Annotated in this window: 17 protein-coding genes and 3 tRNA genes; 9 read left to right on the top strand and 11 right to left on the bottom strand. The window is 44.2% G+C overall.

From position 1 onward, the window contains the following. Positions 1-168 precede the first annotated feature (168 nt). From MHM99_RS13345 to MHM99_RS13315, 7 genes are all read right to left on the bottom strand, one after another. Positions 169-1,170, bottom strand: a complete 1,002-nt coding sequence (locus tag MHM99_RS13345; protein WP_014976349.1) for a two-component system response regulator — start codon at positions 1,168-1,170, stop codon at positions 169-171. A gap of 14 nt (positions 1,171-1,184) precedes the next feature. Beyond that, a complete protein-coding gene (locus MHM99_RS13340; RefSeq protein ID WP_239219695.1) occupies positions 1,185-4,520 on the bottom strand; it encodes an MHYT domain-containing protein in 3,336 nt (1,111 codons plus the stop codon). A gap of 182 nt (positions 4,521-4,702) precedes the next feature. Beyond that, positions 4,703-4,779: transfer RNA gene (locus tag MHM99_RS13335), tRNA-Met, on the bottom strand. A 52-nt stretch (positions 4,780-4,831) separates the two neighbouring features. Further along, positions 4,832-4,908: transfer RNA gene (locus MHM99_RS13330), tRNA-Met, on the bottom strand. Positions 4,909-4,961: 53 nt separating this feature from the next. Continuing rightward, a tRNA-Met gene (locus tag MHM99_RS13325) sits at positions 4,962-5,038 on the bottom strand. Positions 5,039-5,239: 201 nt separating this feature from the next. Continuing rightward, a complete protein-coding gene (locus tag MHM99_RS13320; RefSeq protein WP_014949251.1) occupies positions 5,240-5,542 on the bottom strand; it encodes a 4a-hydroxytetrahydrobiopterin dehydratase in 303 nt (100 codons plus the stop codon). Between the two features lie 189 nt (positions 5,543-5,731). Beyond that, positions 5,732-8,437 carry a TonB-dependent receptor gene (locus MHM99_RS13315; RefSeq protein ID WP_239219694.1) on the bottom strand — a complete coding sequence of 902 codons (2,706 nt, stop codon included), beginning with the start codon at positions 8,435-8,437 and terminating at the stop codon, positions 5,732-5,734. Between the two features lie 421 nt (positions 8,438-8,858). Between MHM99_RS13315 and MHM99_RS13310 the strand changes: the two genes are divergently transcribed. Together MHM99_RS13310 and MHM99_RS13305 are read left to right on the top strand one after the other, a co-directional pair. After that, positions 8,859-9,845 carry a mechanosensitive ion channel family protein gene (locus MHM99_RS13310; RefSeq protein ID WP_168463577.1) on the top strand — a complete coding sequence of 329 codons (987 nt, stop codon included), beginning with the start codon at positions 8,859-8,861 and terminating at the stop codon, positions 9,843-9,845. 17 nt (positions 9,846-9,862) lie between these two features. Then, positions 9,863-10,027 carry an entericidin A/B family lipoprotein gene (locus MHM99_RS13305; protein WP_014949248.1) on the top strand — a complete coding sequence of 55 codons (165 nt, stop codon included), beginning with the start codon at positions 9,863-9,865 and terminating at the stop codon, positions 10,025-10,027. Positions 10,028-10,302: 275 nt separating this feature from the next. Here the strand turns inward: MHM99_RS13305 and MHM99_RS13300 are convergent, their stop codons facing one another. Beyond that, on the bottom strand, positions 10,303-10,752 hold the full coding sequence (locus MHM99_RS13300) for a MaoC family dehydratase (RefSeq protein ID WP_049586644.1): 450 nt from the start codon (positions 10,750-10,752) through the stop codon (positions 10,303-10,305). A 231-nt stretch (positions 10,753-10,983) separates the two neighbouring features. Between MHM99_RS13300 and MHM99_RS13295 the strand changes: the two genes are divergently transcribed. The 5 genes from MHM99_RS13295 to MHM99_RS13275 all read left to right on the top strand — a co-directional run bounded on the left by MHM99_RS13295 (position 10,984) and on the right by MHM99_RS13275 (position 14,354). Then, positions 10,984-11,886: a LysR family transcriptional regulator gene (locus MHM99_RS13295; protein ID WP_014949246.1), complete on the top strand. Its 903-nt coding sequence runs from the start codon at positions 10,984-10,986 to the stop codon at positions 11,884-11,886. 163 nt (positions 11,887-12,049) lie between these two features. Beyond that, complete coding sequence (locus MHM99_RS13290) at positions 12,050-12,442, top strand: DUF3718 domain-containing protein (protein ID WP_014949240.1); 393 nt, start codon at positions 12,050-12,052, stop codon at positions 12,440-12,442. Between the two features lie 251 nt (positions 12,443-12,693). Further along, the gene (locus MHM99_RS13285) at positions 12,694-12,927 is read left to right on the top strand and encodes a sugar-binding domain-containing protein (protein ID WP_311135867.1); all 234 of its coding nucleotides are present in this window, start codon (positions 12,694-12,696) and stop codon (positions 12,925-12,927) included. Between the two features lie 331 nt (positions 12,928-13,258). Continuing rightward, complete coding sequence (locus MHM99_RS13280) at positions 13,259-13,657, top strand: DUF3718 domain-containing protein (protein ID WP_014949235.1); 399 nt, start codon at positions 13,259-13,261, stop codon at positions 13,655-13,657. 298 nt (positions 13,658-13,955) lie between these two features. After that, positions 13,956-14,354, top strand: a complete 399-nt coding sequence (locus tag MHM99_RS13275; protein ID WP_014949234.1) for a DUF3718 domain-containing protein — start codon at positions 13,956-13,958, stop codon at positions 14,352-14,354. A 380-nt stretch (positions 14,355-14,734) separates the two neighbouring features. On the opposite strand, the gene MHM99_RS13270 is transcribed toward MHM99_RS13275, so the two are convergent. The 3 genes from MHM99_RS13270 to MHM99_RS13260 all read right to left on the bottom strand — a co-directional run bounded on the left by MHM99_RS13270 (position 14,735) and on the right by MHM99_RS13260 (position 20,009). After that, positions 14,735-16,534 (bottom strand): acyl-CoA dehydrogenase C-terminal domain-containing protein, encoded by a 1,800-nt coding sequence (locus MHM99_RS13270; RefSeq protein ID WP_014949232.1) that lies wholly within the window; start codon positions 16,532-16,534, stop codon positions 14,735-14,737. 9 nt (positions 16,535-16,543) lie between these two features. Continuing rightward, positions 16,544-17,725 carry an acetyl-CoA C-acyltransferase gene (locus MHM99_RS13265; protein WP_049588755.1) on the bottom strand — a complete coding sequence of 394 codons (1,182 nt, stop codon included), beginning with the start codon at positions 17,723-17,725 and terminating at the stop codon, positions 16,544-16,546. Between the two features lie 160 nt (positions 17,726-17,885). Further along, a complete protein-coding gene (locus MHM99_RS13260; RefSeq protein WP_014949230.1) occupies positions 17,886-20,009 on the bottom strand; it encodes a 3-hydroxyacyl-CoA dehydrogenase NAD-binding domain-containing protein in 2,124 nt (707 codons plus the stop codon). A 245-nt stretch (positions 20,010-20,254) separates the two neighbouring features. Between MHM99_RS13260 and MHM99_RS13255 the strand changes: the two genes are divergently transcribed. Together MHM99_RS13255 and MHM99_RS13250 are read left to right on the top strand one after the other, a co-directional pair. Next, on the top strand, positions 20,255-21,169 hold the full coding sequence (locus MHM99_RS13255) for a haloalkane dehalogenase (RefSeq protein ID WP_239219692.1): 915 nt from the start codon (positions 20,255-20,257) through the stop codon (positions 21,167-21,169). A gap of 44 nt (positions 21,170-21,213) precedes the next feature. Continuing rightward, the gene (locus MHM99_RS13250) at positions 21,214-21,978 is read left to right on the top strand and encodes a glucose 1-dehydrogenase (RefSeq protein WP_014949228.1); all 765 of its coding nucleotides are present in this window, start codon (positions 21,214-21,216) and stop codon (positions 21,976-21,978) included. The last annotated feature ends 204 nt before the right edge of the window (positions 21,979-22,182 follow it).

Genomic DNA, 22,182 nt, shown 5'->3' with positions numbered 1-22,182 from the left:
CTTTCCTGTACTGAGGGAGCCCGCTCTCATCACTTAATGAGCACATTATACGTATAGCCGTCGCATTAAGCAACAGCCAATAGGCGCACACACTGGAGGGTATCGATTTTTTCTGTGTAAAATTCGGCCTGCATGAAAGTATTTTAATTGCCGTTTAGTCCAGCAGACTTAGTCTTCGTCTTTAAATGTCGCTTTAATATCAAGAATTTTAGGCATAATTTCTATCATCAAATCGACAAGTCTGGGTTCGAAATGCTTTCCCTTTTGGCTTTGAAGAAAATCTACCGTTTTTTCAATACTCCAGGCGTCTTTATAAGGACGTTTGCTGGTTAAGGCATCGAACACATCAGCAATGGCGCAAATACGCCCCTCAATGGGAATATCTTCACCCGCAAGCCCTTTAGGATAGCCTGACCCGTCCCATTTTTCATGGTGGGTAAGCGAAACAGACTTTGCAACTTTCAACAACAAAGAATCGCCGCAATCACCAATGATTTCCGCACCAATCTCAGGGTGGTTTTTCATGGTGGCAAACTCTTCGTCTGTCAGCTTCCCTGGTTTCAACATTATACTATCAGCAATACCAATTTTGCCGATGTCGTGCATCGGTGCAGCATGAAGCAGAATTTCAGCCTGTTTATCTGTAAGTCCATAGGCAAGCGCAAGCTCTTTCGAATAATGGCTCATGCGCATGACATGCATCCCCGTCTCATTGTCTTTATATTCCGCCGCTCTACCTAAACGCTGTACAACTTGTAAACGGCTATCAAGTAGCTCGTCAGCTTGCACCAAACTGAGGTGGGTTTTAACCCGCGCTTTTACGATGGCCGGAGATATAGGCTTAGTAATGTAGTCCACAGCGCCCGCTTCGAAGCCTTCCGTTTCTTCGTGTTCATCATTTAAGGCGGTGACGAATATAACGGGAATGTGCCTTGTATCTGCTTGCTGTTTAAGCTGGCGGCATACTTCAAAACCCGTCAGTCCTGGCATCATAACGTCAAGCAATATCAAATTTGGCTGTCTAGTCTCAGTGAGCTTTAACGCTTCTTCGCCATTTCTCGCAAAAATAAGCTGATAATCATTAGCGAGAAGTTGCTTTAAAACCCTTAGGTTTACTGGCTCATCGTCAACGAGTAATAAAGTAGGTTTTGTGATTTCAATATTTAACATGCCGCGTCTCTTGGCTACTTTAATTCTTGTATCAATGTAGAGATGCGCTCATGCGCCAACTCGAACTCAAAATCATCGATATCTAAGAGAATTTGAGTTATCTGTTCTTTGTGACTAGAACACCCAACCTCGCGTAAAAATGACAATTCATCTTCATCTACCATGTTTTGCTCTACACTATCGAGCATAGCTTCCAGATGACTAAGCAGCAACGCATTGTCGATACTTTCATTAATTGCATTCTCGGCGTACAGTGGCGATTCACTTAGCATTAATTCGATTCTTTCTAGCGCATCGCGAAGACGATTGATCTCTTCAATATTCACTGTCGATTTTAAAGCCTGCGCTTCAATTTCTCTGGTGGTATGGTAAAAAGTGGTTAAACAGAGGTTACCTGACGTTCCTTTCAATCCGTGGGACAGCGTAGCGACAGCTTTGTAATCTTCACGAATAGCCGCTCCCATTAGCTCATCTATCTTATCTCTGCATGTTGATGAGAATTTATCAACTTCTTGTAAGATGGCTTCTTCACTTCCCCACAAATCCACCGCTTTTTTCAAATCCAATACATTTTTATCGACTTTATGCGATGATTCAGATGTGCCAATTACTGGATTTTCCTTGGCATTATCTATCACGTTTGTATCTATATTGAGTACGCGAGCCACCTCTTCCATCAGCTGTGCAAAATCGACTGGCTTGTTGGCAAAGCCTTCCATGCCTGCTTGCTGTGCAGCATGCTTATCTTGCACCAATACGCTAGCTGTCAGCGCAACAATGGGCGTAGGAGGTAAGCTATTTTCCTTTTCAAATTCTCGACGCTGTTTGGCTGCTTCCAAACCGTCTAGCTTGGGCATCTGTAAATCCATTAGCACAACATCATATGACTGTGATTGCATTTTCTCAAATGCAATCAAACCATCAGTTGCGGTATCTACATTATGACCAGCCCGCTTCAATAACAATGAAAGAAGCTCTAGATTTTGTTGGACGTCATCGACAACAAGTACATTTAATGTGGTTTCTATTCGCGTAGCTTTTGACGTTGTGTCACTCGAAATATGCTCATCTATTTCCACAACTTTCAGCGGAAGTCTAAATGTAAATGTTGTGCCTTTGCCTTTTTCACTGCGTGCGAAAATACTCCCGCCCATCAGTTCGACCAACTGCTTGGAAATAGTAGTGCCAAGCCCCGTGCCACCGTATTTTCTACTCATTGACGCATCGGCTTGCGTAAATGGATCGAATACGCGTTCCACTTGCTCTTGCGTCATGCCAATACCCGTATCTGACACATCAAAGTACACAAATTTATCGTCGCTTTTTACGTTAATTGTCACCTCACCTTCGTGGGTAAATTTAACTGCGTTACCAATAAGGTTGTTGAGTACCTGACGCATGCGCTCGGGTACGCCTCTATACCCATTAGCTACTGAATCGTCCACATTGAGTACAAGTCCAACTTTCTTGCGTTTAGCTTCTAACCAAAATGTAGAAATGACCAAATCTAACTCTTCGCGAATAAGAAAATCGCGATAATCCAAGTCGAGCTTTCCTTTATCTAGCTTAGCACTATCGAGGATGTCGTTAAGAAGGTGGAGTAATGAACGAGCAGAGCGATTAATGGTAGTAAGGTGGGATTTCTGCTCTTCCCGAAGCGACTCGCCTAACATCAAGTCACTAAAACCAATAATTGCATTCATTGGCGTTCTAATTTCGTGGCTCATATTCGCTAGAAAAGCAGTACGTGCGGCGGCGGCTTGTTCAGCTTTTTCCTTTGCTGCTTTTAGCTCATTTTCCATGACTTTTCTGTGCGTAATGTCAGATATGAAGCCGTCGACATACAGTACCATGCCTTCGTCATCTTTAACCTGAACGCCATGCTCTGTAACCCACTTAACTTCGCCAGATTTCGCAATAATTCTATATTCATGTGAAAATTCTCCTACCTCAGGGCTTATGGTAGAGAGACGTTCAGCATCCTCAGGATGGTAGAGATCAGCAAATGAGCGTTTCGGATTAGGTAAAGTAAAATCCTCCGGCGGGTAGCCAGTGACCTCTAATACAGCGTCACTGATAAATACCATAGGCCAGCCTGGCATATTCAAGCAGCGATACGCCATACCGGGAATGTTTGAAATAAGGCTTCTAAACTTAGCCTCACTTTCACGCAAAGCATCTTCCATTTCTTTGCGTTTACGCAAATCAGAAGCAAACGCCACGAAAACAGGCTTCCCTTCAACTTTTGCATAACCTACCCCTACACTAACGGGTATTCTCTCGCCATCTTTACGTAAAACTTCAACTTCCCTGCCAGCGCCAATAATTTGTTCTGTTGGTACTACCCGCTGACTAAAAAAGTCATCACCGTATAAGTGGCGTCTCTCAGGCGTCACAATGTCGAGCGCGTGCATACCGATAATTTCTTGCTGAGTGTAACCATAGATACGTTCAACAGCAGGATTCGCGGTTTTGATAATACCTTTATCATCTACAGTAAGGATAGCATCGACAGCAGTATCTGTTATCGCGCTTTGAATGCGCTCACTCTCGATGGCACGAACCATTACATCGCGGTATTTAAAGAGCAAGCTAATGCCCAGTACCATAGTGATGAGTATCAAAGTAACAATAGCAATGGAAATAGCGAGGAAAACCGCTATATCTGAGGACTGACCGGAAGTTTCCATGCCAGGTGGTAACACGAACCTAGCAGCTGCCATACCGGTATAGTGCATACCAGAAATGGCCAAGCCCATAATAATACTGGCTAGCAATACATGTTTACCTAACAGTCTCTTAGCTTTAGTCGCAGCAGTAATACCAAACTTAATCCAGAGTGACAGCATGGCTAAACACACAGCGACTACAATAGAAAGAGCAAACATACCGAGGTCATAACGAAGAAGCGGTGCCATTTCCATAGCGGCCATACCACTATAGTGCATGGTGCCAATACCGGCACCTACCAGTACACCGCCTATCATTATTTCAGCGAGGCTAATACGGGACTTAGTTAAAAGGTGAAGCGCCACCCAAGCAGCGGCAAACCCGGGAACGGCAGAGAGCCCAGTAATGAGTGGATCATAGTCAACGGGCAGACATAAATCAAAAGCGGTCATCCCTAAGAAATGCATAGACCAAATACCACCGCCTAATGCAACGCTGCCGGTGCCTAATAAGGTATTTCGTCGAAGTTTGTGTTCGGTGATCGCGGCTTGCCCTGCCACATTAAACGCCATATATGAAGCAAACACAGCCACCATAAGCGATAGAATGACCAAAGGAACATGATAAGCACCTTCTATTAAGGTGGCGTGTTCTTCAAAAGTAAAAAAACGGGATATCATAACGCGGCCATACTACCTATTAATCTAATTTCTAATGGTGCGACAGCTATAACTTAGCACATTCACATATGAAGTGCGGTTATCAATTCGTAGCAATTAATTCAAGATTATCGTGTAAAACAAGAAGTCAAAGTGTTTTTTTGCTGAAAAGAAAAAACCCAGCAAAAGCTGGGTTTTTAAAGTGGTTGCGGGAGCAGGATTTGAACCTACGACCTTCGGGTTATGAGCCCGACGAGCTACCAGACTGCTCCATCCCGCGACTGTACGGTAAAGCTTGCGATTGCAATGCTTTGTAATTCTGGTTTTCAAATTGGTTGCGGGAGCAGGATTTGAACCTACGACCTTCGGGTTATGAGCCCGACGAGCTACCAGACTGCTCCATCCCGCGCTTGTACGGTAAAGCCTGCCTTTGCAATGCTTTTAAATTCTGGTTATTTTCTGTGGTTGCGGGAGCAGGATTTGAACCTACGACCTTCGGGTTATGAGCCCGACGAGCTACCAGACTGCTCCATCCCGCGCCAGAAAATTATTGTTGTAAGCGCGTCATTTAATGCCTCGCTTCAACGTGGTGCGTATTATACATAGGGACTTTCGCAACACAAGTACCAGCATGCGAAATATTTCATTTTTCTGACTGTTAGCGGTTTAATTGACCAACATGAACAAAGTTAATACGAATTAACCGATTTTCAGCTCCTATTTACACACGTAGATTCAAGCTATTTAAATTTTTCCATTTTTTCAGCCAACGAAAAATCTAATTCTGTGAGCCCACCAGCGTCGTGCGTAGTCAATGTTACTTCTACTTTATTATAAACATTGAACCACTCCGGATGATGCTTTAGCTTTTCCGCCCAAATCGCAATTTGAGACATCCACCCAAAAGCTCGGATAAAGCTCTTAAACATAAACGTCTTTTTGATAGTGTCTCCACTTTGCTCCCATGGTGTGTCATCGGAAACCAGTTCATTGAGCGCTTTCAATTTTTCGTTAATTTCATTATCAGACAGCTTCGTCGCCATTCTTATCTCCTTCAATCACTGATTATTACGTAAAAACCTTACCTACTACGGGATACTTTAATCGATTGGTTTAACATTAGAAGAGATTGGAGACAAAATCACAAAGAGGAATGGAGGCTAAGGTTTACAAAAGGCCACCCTTTAACTTCTATAGTCAAAGGGTGGCGATACTTCTACCTTATTAACAGATTAGAACTCGATAGCTAAGCGCGCATAGATTTGACGACCTCGTGGATCGTGAACCTTAGAGTCAAACCCGCTGTTAGTGAATAGCTGTGGAGGCTCTTCGTCGAACATGTTAATTGCGCCTAACGTCAACACATAACTTTGTTCTGTATCATATAAGCCGCCTAAGTCGATGTTGTATTGAGCATCTACCGTCAAGTGACTATCCACTTCGTAAAAGCCACCTGAACAACCACCCACGTTTGCAGTACCGTCCGCGCAATTTTGATCATCATCATATGATGAGATATAGCGAAGGAAGATATTGGCTGCATGGATATCGTTTTGCCAAGCCAGTCCCAAGTTCGCGCGCAATTCAGGAGAAGACACACCAATGTTATTGAAGTTACGGCGTCCAGCACCATCAATGTTTCCTGCCTGTGGGTCCATCAAGTCATACTTAGTGATGTAGGTCGCATTCAACGTAGGTGTAAAGTTACCGAAGTCTGTCTCTATTTTATAACTGGTTACAAAATCAATACCCGATGTTTCCATAGAACTCGCGTTAACATACGTGTTATTTACTTGAAGAACAGGCCCAGTCATCGGGTCTCCAGCACGGATAACGCGGTCTGGATTAGTCGGGTCTTCATTTAGTACCGCCTGCGCGTTCTCTTGAATGATTAGGTCTTCAAACTCGAAATTCCAATAATCAACTTCAACAGAAAAGTCTCTGAAAGGCTCGTATGAGAAGCCAATATTATAGGCTGTCGACTCTTCGGGTTTTAGCTCTTCATTACCCGATGTTCTAACAGCCACAAATGCCGTAGCACCTTGAACGGGGTCAATAAGCTGTTGCAACGACGTTGCGCCACCTTGTGCTAAGAACACTGTTGGCGCTCTAAACGACGTAGATATCGAGCCGCGAAGTGAAAACTCATCAGTCGCACGCCACGATATCGCTAACTTTGGATCCACCGTACTTCCAATGGTACCGCCGTAATCTTCATAACGAACCGCTAGTTGAACATCTAACTCGTCATTTATTGGTAATGCAAGTTCACCGAACGCTGCCCATACATCCTGGCTACCATCAATATCAGGGTTGCCGATAACGAATGTGAAACTGTCTTGGTTAGCAAGATCATCGTAATCTTGGCTAAGCTGGTTTTCACGATATTGAACACCCAAAGCTAACGCCGCAAAGCCACCGCCCATTTCGAACACATCAAACGATGTAATCGCTTCGAAAACTTCAAGGTCCGCTTTAGAGTCAATCACTTCGGTTCCCGTAAAGGAGCTAACCACATAATCAGAGTTAGGTGCCGTTGTGTAAGACGTTGCAAATGGATTGAAGAATTCGCAATCCCCTACCCCTGGCGTTCCTGCGATAGGATCACAATTAGAGCCACCTAGACCGTATAGCGCAAGCTGAAACTCGGTATTTAGTACGTCAGGAACCCTAAATACAAAATCGTTAACCGCACGTGTATAGCTTACTTCCCAGAACCCAGTATCTGTCACACCTTGTAAACTGGTGCTAAAGCGAAAGGTATCTGATTCGGTATTAGCTGGGTCACCAGGGAAGCCGTTACCTTCAGCGCGGCCGAAGAAAGCAACAGGCTGACCAAATGGATTCTGCGGATGGTAATCCGGAACAATTGGAGAGGTTAAAATTGGGAAGCTCGGTGCTCCACCACGTTCTGCACGGTTTCTCGCTAAACTGAATTCAGCCGACCATGTAATATCGTTATCGAACTCGTAGTCTGCACGTACATAAGCATTTGTTCGGCTCTCATCGGCAACATATGAATAGAATTTACCGAAATCAAAACCGCAAAAACCAATTTCTAAACCTGGCACTGTACCACTTGGCGCAAGTAAATCGGGTGCGCCACCAAACTCCTCACATCCGTAAGGGTCGATAATAGGCAGTGCCCCTGCACCTGGGATATTTAAGAAGAAAGAGCCTGGGTTACCCAGAGCACTTGTATCGTCTTGGGGACGACTTAGTCGTCTATCGCTGAGAAAAAGCGGCGAACGGTTGGTATAGCTTATCGCCGCTAGTACGCTTCCGTTATCTCCGGTTGCGCCCCATAAACCTTGTAAAATGTATTCTTTGTTGTCGCCATGCGCACCATCTTGATAGTCAAGGCTTACCATTGCTCCGTCATAATTGCGTTTGGTGATAAAGTTAACGACACCTGCAACGGCATCCGAACCATATAGAGCCGACGCACCATCTTTAACTATTTCCATACGATCAATGGCAATCATCGGTACAAGCGAACTGGTATCGACGAAGTTCAGGCCTTCGTTCGTTGGTTGCGCTGTAACGACCTGACGCTTATTGTTAAGTAAAACCAGAGTAGACGCTACGCCTAAACCACGAAGGTTAATATTCGACGTACCCGCTGTTGCGTTTTGCGTAAATGCATCCGGGTTGTTTTCAGCACCCGTGTTAATAGTGAGTGTTTGTGTAATATCCGCAATATTCTTTGCGCCAATCGCGTCGATAGCCACGCTATCTACCACGGCTAGTGGAGAAGGAGATTCGAAGTTTTCGCTACGGCGAACAAAACTACCGGTAACCAAAATGAGTTCTACGTCTTTCTTAGCTTCTTGCTCACTTTCAACGTCTGCTTCTTGGGCTGATGCGATATAAGGAGAGCAAAATAAAGCAGTACCGACCATTGCCGCCACTGCTGTCTTACGCGTTTTAAATTTCATAGTGTGATTCCAAATCTGGGCTTATCACTACCGGCATTACTACCCACACTTTCCGCTAGCGACAGGCTGTTCGATTTCGTGTTGTTATTGTCTGAGGCCATGAACAAATATTGACCTACGCAATTGATACTATGCTTGAATTTCACCTTTGTAAATTTATTGTGAATAATATGTTTACATTAATTTTACACATGGTCTGACCAGATATCCTTTAGGATAAATTGAAGCCTCTCCACTGAATTTAGCCATATCCCAATTGAGAATATGTTTCCCAATATGGGAAATTTATTCATTACGCTTGATTGATCGCGCACCTCAAAAATCAGGCATAACCTCTAACTTTCAATACGTTACAAGATTATTTTGAAAGGAATGATTCTTGAAACATCAGGAACACTTTATATGAAGGTGCACGAGGTCTATGGAGTTTCCAAAAATAGATGAGGTTTATAAATTACTCAGCGAAAAGCTAGAGTCTTGGGTAGAGAGCGGCATTACGCTTCTTCCTAACATTGTTGTCGCATTTTTTATTGCAATAGCCTTTGGCATTATCGCCAAAGTGATCGGCAACGTTGCTGGCAAGATTATGCGCAGAACGTTTGAGTCTCGACAAATTGCAAGCCTCCTCACCTCCATAATCAAATCTATCGTTTTAATAGCGGGAATTTTCATTGCGCTAGACTTTGTTGGCCTCAAAGGTACTGTTACCTCTTTACTTGCAGGCGCAGGTATTGTCGGGTTGGCCATTGGTTTTGCGTTTCAGGACATGACGGAAAACTTCATTGCCGGTGTGGCCATGGGAATTCGAAAACCCTTTGAGATTGGCGACGTCATTGAGGCAGAAGGTGTATTTGGTAACGTAAAGGAAATAAACCTTAGAAACACCTTAGTTGAAACCTTTTATGGTCAACTTGAAGTTATACCCAACAAGATTCTTTTCCGAAATATATTGACCAATTATTCATATCTTGGTTATCGAAGAATAGAGGTCCCTGTAGGCATTTCTTACGCTGATGATATAGAAGAAGCCGCCAAAGTTATTACGGATGCTATGAATGAAAAAGATTATGTCATTAAAAAAGAAGAAACCGCGGTATACGCAGAGTCTTTTGGCGATTCAAGTATCAACCTATTACTGTGGTTTTGGATTCGATATCCAGGAGAGCCTGGATTTATGGTCGTACGCCACGACGCGATTAGTACAGTAAAAACGGTATTAGAAGAAAACGATATTCTTATTCCTTTCCCTATCAGAACATTGGATTTCAATGCTAAAGGGGGAGATAAGCTTAATAGCATGCTTAAAAAGCAGGATGAGAGAAGTTCAAGTAAAGGTAATACAAATTCATCAACTGAGCAGTCTGATGTGAAAGCGGGTGATAACCCTGAGCAACCCGCAGAAGAATGAAACTAACGGAGATGCAAATGGAAATGTTAAATTCAAAAACACTTAAACACGCTTTTTTAGTACTTATACTCGCAGCCAGTTTTGGGAGTTTAGGCGGTTGTGCAACAGTCGAAGGGGCCGGTAAAGATATTCAAAGTGCTGGAGAAGCCATTGAAGAAGGTGCCGAGGAAGCGTCTAACTAACTCGTTTCTGTCGACATAGGTCTTGCCGATAAAGTACGACCGTGTAGGTAAAAGCCTGACGATTGCTAAACTTGACCCTGTTGACTTTTGCTATATATCAAAGGTCAACAAACGCCAGCATCTCAGGCTTTTTTTATTTTGTGGCATTATGATTCTGCAATACACGGTGCGACATATCAACTAGACAACGACGTAGTACACGCATCGAAATACGCATTTGGCAATATGCCGTACTAGTCTATACAGCCACTTTTACCGCGTACAACAACAATCTATCAAGGCTTAAGCACCGCGAGCATGAGAAAGCCACCTATTAGCGCAGGGTTCCCATTCGATTTAAGTAAGCAACTTGCCTCTACTTTATAAAGCTTCCCTTGCGCCTTTTCAGTGATTTCGACAAGTTTGAATCGGTATTTAACGGCATCATTACTTTTTACTGGTTCAAGAAAACGTAACTTATCAATGCCATAATTAATCATAGACGCGATACGTTCGTCTGGCGCAATCACTTCAGCGAATGCTTTAGGCATGAGACTGGCAGTCAAGAAGCCGTGCGCAATTGTTGTTTTAAAGGGACTTTCTTTTTCACAGCGCGCAGCATCTAAATGTATCCACTGGTGATCGCCCGTGGCGTCTGCAAACTGATTGATCATGTCCTGCGTAACCGCCAGCCATTCAGGTTGTTCAAGGGTATCTCCCACTGCTAAGTCTAAAAGTGTTTTCATTTTTCAGTCCAATCTCCATTTATTGACGATAAAACTACTATTATTACCTTGAATGTTTCAATTAACTTTTAATAATAGGTATTTATAAATATTCTTGTTACACTAACGTAAATTATTCGTAGATGCTATGTAGCATTGGATCACAGTTTTCTATTAAACGCACCGTGATACAAACTAGCGCCTCTTCATCTATTGGCTTTTTTCAGGGCACTCGCTCTTAAAGGATTAGTTATGAATCTCAATAGAATCGATTTGAACCTTTTTGCAGTATTCGACGCCATTTACACGGCAGGAAGCTTAACCAAGGCAGCAGATGTCTTATGCATTACTCAACCAGCGGTAAGTAACTCTTTAGCAAGGCTAAGAGAAATGCTTAACGACCCGCTGTTCGTTCGTACTGGCCACAGTATGACGCCTACCCCTGTAGCGCAAAATATTATTGTTCCAGCTCGACAAGCTTTAGCCTTACTACGCAGAAGCGTGCAAGAAAGTCATACATTCGACCCTCTCACAGCCGAGAAGTCCTTTAACTTTGCCAGCCGTGATTTGCTTGAAGTAAGCATTATGCCTCGACTCATTTCACGTTTGCAGAATTTGGCGCCAAATATTGGGTTGACCAATTACGAGATTCCTAGAAGCCAAGTTGTTTCGGCGATGGCATCGGGCACGTTGGACTTTTACTCAGATGCATCGACATTTACAGACCCTCATTTGTGTAAAGAAAAAATCGCCCAAGACAGACTTGTTGTGTTAGCACGTAAAAATCATCCTGCGCTTAAAAACGGGCTTAACTTAGATACCTTTCTACGATTAGGCCATATTAATGTGTCACAGCGTAAATCTGGTGTGGGTCCAATAGATATTGCGTTAGATAAAATGGGCAAAAGACGCAAGGAAGTTATGCGAGGTCAACATTTTTTAACCGTTCCAAGTACGATAGTAAAGACAGACCTAATCGCGTGCCTGCCGTATCACCTTGCTAAACATTACGATCTTGCGTTGTACGAGGTTCCTTTTGATTTACCGCCTGTAGAGTATTTCCTTTATTGGCATGTAAGCGCCGACCATGATCACGCTCATATGTGGATGCGTGAACAAATAATGGAAGTAGCGAGCAACTATAAACCTCACTAACGCCACTTCTCCAAACAGCGCTCGTTATGGGCGCTTTTTTGTCTCCATAAACTTATAAAACCACATACCTAAGTATCGCTTAGAACGTTTTCAAGATTTCATTTTTGTCGTTTAATCCTCCCGAACAAACAAACAATCCATAGAAGTACTTGAGGAATTAACCATGTTGAAAATTGTTAAAACTTCTCTTGTTATCGCAGCGACATTAGGTGTGTCGGGCGTAGCACAGGCTGATGTTAACGAAGCACTAGCGAATATTTGCACTATCGTTCAAGCGGACGATAAAGGCGAACTACGTAAGAAAATGCGTTCAGTCGAATCAGACTACCGTATGAAACTTAAAGACTACTACTCAGCAATTAGCTGTGGCGGTAACAGCCTAATTCGTACAGCACTGCTAAACAATGCTTTAGAAGCTGGCGAGTTACTTGTTAAGAAAATGCCAAAAAGTGATTTAGAAGCACCTGAAGCTGATGGAAAAACACTTCAAGCTTGGGTTGCGGAAAACGGTCTGCAAGACAACCCAATTGCTGCGGTTATCAACGACCGCCTATAAAACAGTTTCACACCATGTGAACCAGTTCAACATGGTTGCAGAGAAATCTGCACTTTAGAAAGCGACCCTCGGGTCGCTTTTTTCTTTTGTTCAGTCGATAAAATTCAATGCATAAAAAAAAGAGTATCCCCTACTCCCTGAGCCTTTAACGTTGCGATATCGTCATTTGTGGATGCAGGCGTTATTCTGTCTACATACATGGCTTCATATGCCCGATGAAAACCACCAACATCAATGTGAACAATACCCGTTTGAACGTTCTCCACATCATAAGCTGGATCTTTAATGAAGAAGGTGCGCTGATTAGTTGCGATATTAACGAGAGAGTAACGAGCTTTAAGTTGAAAGCAACGCCAGAAAAGCCTGTAGTGGGTGTTGCAGCGGGCGACAACAAACTGCACGCTATAAGAGGCGCTCTGCGATCGAAATTGCTCAATGGGCTCATCACGACAGAACGTACTGCCTCAGCACTGCTTACTTCTTAATTTCGTTCTTTTCTTATTAATACAATGCCAATTGCGTACATTTTTAATACGCATTAACTTCAACAAAAAGCAAAAAACAGCATTAACGTTGTTTTTTTGCACTTTATTTGGCTATTTATTGATCTTCGATTGCAATTCAACTTAGTTTGCCTGCGCCCTTTAATACTAAAGGCTACAGCGCATTTCATACCTCTTACATCTTTAGTCTAACGTATTATTCGATATACCTTGTTATTTGAATGAATGTTTTTCATTCGACCTGATTGTTTTTTAATTAATCCCGAACAGACAAACCGATTAATTAAACAAATATAACGAAGGAAATTTAACCATGTTGAAAATCGTTAAAACTTCTCTTGTCATCGCAGCATCAACATTAGCTTTTTCAAACGCAGCACAAGCAAATGACGTAAACGAGGCACTAGCAAACATTTGTACTATTGTTCAGGCTGACGACAAAGGCGAATTGCGTAAGAAGATGCGTCGCGTACAGTCTGACTTCAAATTAAAGTTACGTGATTATTACTCAGGTGTTTCATGCGGTGGTCAAAGCCTTATCCGCACGGCCTTAACGAACAACGCAGTTGAGGTAGGTACACTGCTTGTTAAGAAAATGCCAAGCAAAGACCTTTCTGAGCCCGAATCAGACGGCAAAACACTTCAAGCGTGGATAGCAGAGCAAGGCTTACAGAGCTCGCCAATTTCTGCTGAGCTTAACGATAGAATCTAAGCACTAATTCACATAGCCATGTGAGTCGATTCAACATGGTTGCAGCGTCAGCTGCAATGAAAGGTCCCGCTACGGGGCCTTTTTACTTTCTGTCTCTTTAAATTTTCACGTTCTTCAACCCAGTAACTTGGGTAATCAAGCTACGGTATGCGTGAGCTCGTAACGCAAGCTCACACTTTAGGTATGGATTGACATACCATGTTATTTTACAACATGTTTTTCAAATAGTTAGATTCGGGTTTAATGCATCTCAACGAACGAACACAATCTTAATAACAACAACCGAAGGAATTTAACCATGTTGAAAATCGTTAAAACTTCTCTAGTAATTGCAGCATCAACTTTAGCTTTTTCTAACGCAGCTCAGGCTAATGACATCAACGAAGCACTTGCAAACATTTGCACAATTGTTCAAGCAGATGACAAGGGCGAACTACGTAAGAAAATGCGTAGCGTTCAGTCAGACTACAAACTTAAGCTTCGCGATTACTACTCTGGCATTTCTTGTAACGGCCAAAGCCTAATTCGCACTGCTCTTACTAGCAATGCGGTTGAAGTAGGTACTCTACTGGTTAAGAAAATGCCAAGCAAAGACTTAGCAGAGCCTGAGTCAGACGGTAAGACACTTCAAGCGTGGATTGCTGAACAAGGTCTTCAAAGCTCTCCTATTTCAACAGAGCTTAACGGCAGAATCTAATATAACTAATTAATCACACCATGTGATGTAACGATTCAACATGGTAGCGGCAGGACGCCGCACTGGAGGCCCCTTTTAGGGGCCTCACCCCTTTCTAGAACCCTATAAAATTTATCACTTCTTTTTGTACCCATTCAGGTTTTTCCCTGTGTAACCAGTGCGACGCGTTCGGGATAAATAATGAAGGCTGGCTCCCTCAACATTCACGTACTTTGACACAACCACTGTGCTCACTTCCTCTATGTTGTTTTTAAGAAACAAAAAAGCCGAGCAAAATAACGTATCCAAATGATTATTTGGTTAAATCATTTTCTCGGCTACATTATTTTCTCGGCCTTTCGTACGTCTTTTAGTAACGCACGTGTATTACTTTTATGTCGTTACTCGATAGCGAACATACTCTCTGGCATAGACATCAAGTTGTCTGCGCCTGATTGCATTGCCGAAACCAGTGAGCGAGTACGGGTTAACAAACGGTCAAAGTAGAAGCCCGTTGTTAAGATTTTACTCTTATAAAACTCGGTTTCGGTGCTACCTGCATCAAGCTGTTCTTGTGCTTTCACTGCCATTTTTAGCCAGAAGTAAGCAACGGTGACATAACCTGAATACATTAAGTAATCGACAGACGCTGCACCAATTTCATCTGGGTTCGATGCTGCTGCCTTCCCGATATCCATAGTGATCTGCTGCCACTCGTCAAGATGAGAGTTTAGCGCGTTAGTCCAAGCACTAAACTGAGCGTTGTCACGCAATGAATTACAGTAGTCGCGCACTTCTTGAACAAACACATTAAGCAATTCGCCATTAGAGCCCATTACTTTACGACCTAATAGGTCAACGGCTTGAATACCTGTAGTACCTTCATACATGGTGCAGATACGGGTATCGCGAGCTAGCTGCTCCATACCCCATTCTTTGATAAAGCCGTGGCCGCCATAAACCTGCATACCGTAACTTGTGGCTTCTTGCGCGGTTTCAGTTAAAAAGGCTTTTACGATAGGCGTTAAGAATGCAAGTTTTGCATCCGCAAGTTGCTTCTCAGCCTCGTCGCTACCATACAAAGTAACGTCAACTAACTGCATACAGTAAGCGGCAAGCGCTCGGTTGCCTTCCGCGAACGCTTTCTGCGTTAACAGCATACGACGTACATCAGGGTGCACTATAATAGGATCAGCTGGGCCATCAGGATTTTTACGCCCTGTTAATGAACGGAACTGAATGCGGTCTTTTGCGTAGCGAAGCGCACCTTGGAATGCTGCTTCAGATGATGCCAAGCCTTCTAGACCAGTGCCAATACGTGCGGTATTCATGAACGTAAACATGCAATTTAGGCCGCGGTTTGGTGGCCCAATCAAATAACCTTTTGCACCATCGAAGTTGATCACGCAGGTTGCGCTGGCTTTGATCCCCATTTTATGTTCAATGCTTCCGCATCCTACTGCGTTTCTATCTTGCTTTTCGCCATCTTCAGACACGTTAAACTTAGGCACAACAAATAGTGAAATACCTTTGGTACCCTCTGGCGCATCTGGCAATCGAGCTAACACAATGTGTACGATATTTTCAGACAAGTCGTGTTCACCTGCCGAAATAAAAATCTTCGTTCCTGTTAAGCTGTAGGTACCATCTTCTTGAGGCTCCGCGCGACATTTCAACATGCCAAGGTCTGAACCGCAGTGTGCCTCGGTCAAACACATAGTACCTGTCCACTCACCGCTAACCAGTTTTTCAAGGAACATTTTTTGTAGCAATTCAGAGCCATGGGCTTTTATTGTTGCCATACAGCCCTGGCTTAGACCTGGGTACATCGCCCAAGAATGGTTTGCGCCTGAGAACCACTCAGCAATGATAGATGACAATGAATATGGTAGTGCCTGACCGCCAAATTCCTCAGGGTGAGACATTCCTGGCCATCCGCCCTCAACATACGTTTGATAAGCTTCTTTAAAACCTTTAGGCGTTGTTACTTCACCATCAACCCACTTACACCCTTCTTCATCACCTGATGCATTGATGGGCGCCAGTACGTTCTCTGAAAACTTTGCAGCTTCAGCGAAAATCGCCGACACCAGATCTTCAGATGCTTCGTCGAAACCTAGCTTTTGATAGTGATTTTGATAATTTAGTAGCTCATGTGTTACAAACATGGCGTCACGTTGTGGAGCTTTATAACCTTCCATACCCAATACCTATATTACTTCAAATAGACCAGCAGCGCCCATGCCGCCACCGATACACATGGTGCAAACAACATATTTCGCACCGCGTCGTTTACCTTCGATGAGTGCATGACCCACCATGCGAGCACCGCTCATGCCGTATGGGTGACCAATAGAAATGGCACCACCGTTTACGTTTAATAATTCGTCTGGAATGCCTAACTTATCGCGGCAATAAAGTACCTGTACCGCAAACGCTTCGTTAAGCTCCCATAGACCGATATCGTCCATGGTCAATCCATGCTGCCTTAATAGCTTAGGAATGGCGAACACTGGGCCAATTCCCATTTCATCTGGCTCACAGCCTGCCACTGCAATACCGCGATAAATACCAAGAGGTTGAGCATTGCCTTTTGCCGCTGAGTGCTCATCCATAATCACTGTCGCGCTGGCTCCATCAGAAAGCTGGCTTGCATTACCTGCGGTAATACAACCACCTTCTATCACTGGGTTAAGCGCTTTAAGCCCCTCTAGCGTTGTTTCTGGGCGATTTCCTTCGTCTTTCGACAAGGTCACTTCACGCTCAGAGGTTTCACCTGTTTCTTTATTAAATAAGGCTTGCGTTGCTGTGATAGGTACAATCTCATCATCAAACTTGCCCGCTTCTTGAGCCGCTGCTGTGCGCATTTGGCTTTGGTAACCGTATTCGTCTTGTACGTCACGGCTAATGTTGTAGCGCTTACCCACCACTTCCGCAGTTTGAAGCATTGGCATATAAATATCTTTGTGCTTAGCAACCAGTGCAGGGTCTACTGCACGAAACATATTCATATTTTTGTTTTGCACTAAAGAGATAGAATCTAAGCCACCCGCAACCATAATGTTGGTATCGCCTGTACGAATTGAATTCGCTGCGGTAGCAATGGCATACATGCCAGAACTGCATTGGCGGTCGAGTGTCATGCCCGCTACGGTGACCGGTAAACCACCCGCTAAACCAGCCAAGCGGCCAATATTCATGCCGCCACTGCCTTGGGTTAACGCTGCGCCCATTACCACGTCGTCGACACTGGCAGGGTCGATCCCTGCGCGTGCTACTGCGTTTTGAATAGCATGGCCACCTAATGAAGGGGCTGGTAAATTGTTCAGTGCACCTTTATAAGCGCGCCCGATTGGCGTACGTGCTGTACTTACGATAACTGCATCGCGCATTTTCATATTCCTTTCAGTTGGGCTGAAAGTTCAGCCAAAGTTTAGCTAGGCCTATGTGCTTCCTCTCGAAGTTACCTAGCTTTACCAAATTCGGATGTCGGGTAACGAGAGCTATCGCTAGCTCTCACCGTCGATTAACTCTCGCTAACGAGAGCCTTGTCTACTTCGCTTTATAGCTTTTAAACGTGCCGCCGCTTTGGGCTAATTTCACCAACAAATCACTTGGTTCAAGCCACATCTTTCCGTAATCACCCAATTGATCACGATAGGTAGTCAGCTTATCTAAAATAGTGCCTAGCCCTACTTCGTCGGCATATTGCATAGGGCCGCCGCGATACACAGGGAAGCCATAACCGTAAACATAAATCACATCGATATCGCTAGATTTAGCTGCAATGCCTTCTTCTAAGATGGCAGCACCTTCGTTGATCAATGAGTACATGACGCGTACTAGAATTTCCTCATCGCTAATGTCTGAACGCTGAACCACGCCTAAACGTTCTGCTTCTTGCTTGGCAATTTCTAGTACTTCTGGATCTGGGACAGGAACTCGACTCCCAGGTTCATAGTTGTAAGCTCCGCGTCCGGTTTTGAGTCCGTTGCGCCCCTTTTCTACCAAGCGATCTGCCACTGCACCGTAAGCGGGGTCGTGTGCAATGTGCTCTTGTCGAGACTGTCGTACATAGTAACCAATATCTAATCCAGCCATATCACCCATAGTGAACGGCCCCATTGGCATGCCAAACTCGGTTAAAACACGATCAACTTGCTCAGGTGTTGCTCCTTCAAGCAGTAAGCGGTTAGCTTCACGGCCGTAAGGCTCAATCATGCGGTTACCTACGAATCCGAAGCAAACGCCTACCAACACCGCTACTTTCTTGATGCGTTTAGCCATCTTCATGCAGGTTTTAATGACTTCAGCAGATGTCTTCTCTGCTTTAACCACTTCTAGCAGTCTCATCACATTCGCTGGCGAGAAGAAGTGAAGACCAATTACATCTTCAGGACGGGATGTGGCTGTCGCTATTTCGTCTATATCCAGTGTTGACGTATTTGAAGCCAAAATGGCGCCTGGCTTACACACTTTATCCAGCGTCGAGAATACGGTTTTCTTTACTTCCATCTTCTCGAAAACGGCTTCGATGACGAGATCAACATCAGCTAAGTCGTCATACGACGTAGTACCTGAAAGCAGTGCCATGCGGCTCTCTACCTGCTCTTGGGTTAACTTGCCTTTTTTCGCTGAGTTTTCGTAGTTCTTTCTAATAAGCGCTAATCCCTTCTCTAGCGCTTCTTCTTTGAGCTCAAGCATTGTGACTGGAATGCCGGCATTGGCGAAGTTCATAGCGATACCACCGCCCATTGTTCCGGCGCCGATAATCGCAACTTTATCAATGTTGCGCTCAGGAGTATTTTTGTCGAAATCGCTCACATGACCTGCTGCGCGTTCAGCAAAAAAGAAATGCTGCTGGGCACGCGCCTGTGGCGTATTCATACACTCCATGAAAAGCTTGCCTTCATTTTTAAGGCCATCTTCAAAAGCGAGCGTGTAAGCGCCGCGTACCGCTTCGATACATTTTAATGGAGCAAAGAAACCACGAGTCGCTTTTTTAGTTTGTGCAGTTACTGCATCAAACACCGCCTGCGTTTCGTCAGACATGGACAGCGTGATATCACTGGTGCGTTTAATCGCTTTATCTGGCGTTAATGCTTGTAAATACGCTTTTGTATCTTCAAGTAAATGCTCAGGCTTATCAGAAATTTTGTCGAAGACACCTGGAAGTTTGACCACCGACGTAGGCTTGCCTGTTACGATCATTTCTAACGATGTTTGTGCGTCGGCTAAACGAGGAAGGCGCTGAGTACCGCCTGCGCCCGGTAATATGCCTAGATTTACCTCTGGAAGACCCACCTTATTGTCGGCAAAGGTGATGCGATGATGGCAAGCTAACGCCACTTCTAAGCCACCGCCGAATGCTGGTCCAGGGAGAACAGCAACAACCGGCTTAGACGCATTTTCAATCTTGTCTAGTACCTCAGGCAGCATGGGAGACAAATCGCCACCAGAGAATTCGCTGATGTCAGCTCCACCCGAAAAAATAGGTAGTGAAGAAGTAATAACAATGGCACGTACGCTGTCGTCATCTAGTGCATTGTTTATGCCTTCTATCAACCCTACTCTGATAGCGCGTGACAGCGCATTAACGGGCGCACTTTGCATTGTCAGCGTGGCAACACCCTGTTGTACTGCATATTCTACGGCTTTATTTTCCATCTCAGTCATAACCATGTCCTGTTTATCACGTTAACTGGATGTTATTGCAGTGTTGTCAATCATCCAAGTTTATTGGTGTTATAGACATTTATCATAATATTTAATATTGACCGCCAGCCCCTTTGTGAATTCATTTCTCTGCGCAGAGCCTGTCCTACCTTGCCTAAGGTTTATTTGACAGAAAATAAAACCGGTGTTTTTGTTAATCAGGCAACACTTGTAATTACATTTTATTTACAAAAGGATGATTGGCTATGCAAGTGCTTAAAACACCGGAAAGCGCCTTCGACACGATCACTGACTTTCCCTACTCCCCCTGTTTCACTGAAGTAACAGACACAGTAAGCAGTGATATAACAATGGCCCATTATCAATGTGGACCGAAAGATGGACATACCGTGCTATTAATACACGGCGAACCGACGTGGGCTTATTTATACCGCAAGATGATGCCCATATTGGCTGATGCGGGATTCAATGTCATCGCGCCGGATCTCATTGGTTTTGGGCGCTCAGATAAACCAGTAAGAAAGGAGGACTACTCCTACGCTCGTCATGTGATATGGCTAAAAGACTGGTTTTCACAGGCTACTAAAGGCCCCGTTACACTCTTTTGTCAAGACTGGGGAGGTTTACTAGGCCTGCGACTTGTCGCCGATATGCCTGAGCGTTTTTCGGGTGTAATGGTGTCTAATACCGGTTTGCCCACTGGCGACCACCCGCCAAGTGATGCTTTCATCAAATGGCGCCGATTCTCACAGGATGTCGCCGTATTTCCCACATCTACGATCATTCAAAACGCCACAACCACTGTTCTAGATGAGGCGACGCTTGCAGCTTACGACGCCCCTTTTCCAGACGAAAGCTTTAAAGCAGGTGCACGTATGTTCCCTATTCTTGTTCCTACAAGCCCAGACAATGCTGAGGCACAGGCGAATAGACAGGCATGGGAAAAGCTAAAGCAATATGACAAACCTTTTGTTACGGCTTTCGGTGATAGCGACCCTGTCACTAAAGGTGGCGATAAGGTATTTCAAAAGCTCGTTCCTGGTAGCAGCGGTATGGCTCATACCCTTGTAGAAAACGGTGGTCACTTTATCCAGGAAGATCAAGGGGAAATGCTAGCCAAATTACTCATTCAATTTATAAACCAAACGCAGCTGAAATAGCCACGTTTCAAAAAACATTTAACAGTTACTAATAGGAGATTACCATGGATGCTCTACTCGACTTTTCAGGGCAAGTTGTATTAATTACCGGCGCAGGCAGTGGTTTTGGCCGCTTGTTATCGCTAGGTCTTGCTAACCGAGGAGCAAAACTCGTTCTTTCAGACATTAACGAAACCGCCCTTGAGGAAACGAAAAAGGATGTAAAAGCACTCACTGATGTCGTGGTGCTAGCGGGTAATATTGCTAGCGAGTCGCTAAATAAGGCACTGGTTGAAACAGCCATTGAAACCTTTGGCAAACTGGATATAGCCGTAAATAATGCAGGCATAGCGCATAACCCTGCACCAATTCATCAAATGACAGAGGAAATCATGGACTCGCAGTTCGCTGTGAATGTAAAAGGCGTTATGTTTGGAATGAAGTACCAAATACCCGTTATGCTTGCACAAAAGCAAGGGCACGTTTTAAATGTAAGCTCACTTGCGGGACTAGGTGGAGCCCCCAAGGGCGGTGCTTATGCTGCAGCAAAACACGCGGTTTCGGGGATAACCCGCACAGCCGCGGTGGAATACGGCCGAAAGAATGTTCGCGTTAATGCAATTTGCCCATTCTATAGTCCTACCAATATTTTGAACGTAGACGGGTACAACACCCCTGAAGCGCGCGAGCAACTAGGCATGGGAAGTCCTATGAAACGTCTAGGCGAACCGCAAGAAATCGTTAACACCATGATGCTGATGCTTTCCCCTGGCAACTCATACATGAACGGGCAAACCATAGCAGTAGATGGTGGTGTTACAGCGTGGTAATTTTTATCTCGCAGTTTCGAAATACATGCAAAGGTATTTTTTGACATACCTTTGTATGACTCATCATGTTTCTCTTTCGTTCTACTTTAGGTGTAATGAAGAGGAACAAACAAAATCGATGAATGAGGCGAGTGCAACCGCCTCTGCAATCGAACCCCTATCTAGTAAAACCCAATAATTTTATTTAGCGATTAAGTTGAACAA

This window comes from Alteromonas sp. MmMcT2-2 (assembly GCF_022348305.1).
Classification (GTDB): domain Bacteria; phylum Pseudomonadota; class Gammaproteobacteria; order Enterobacterales; family Alteromonadaceae; genus Alteromonas; species Alteromonas macleodii.
Note: the sequence above shows the minus strand (reverse complement) of the source record. Positions and strands in the feature narration are given on the sequence as shown.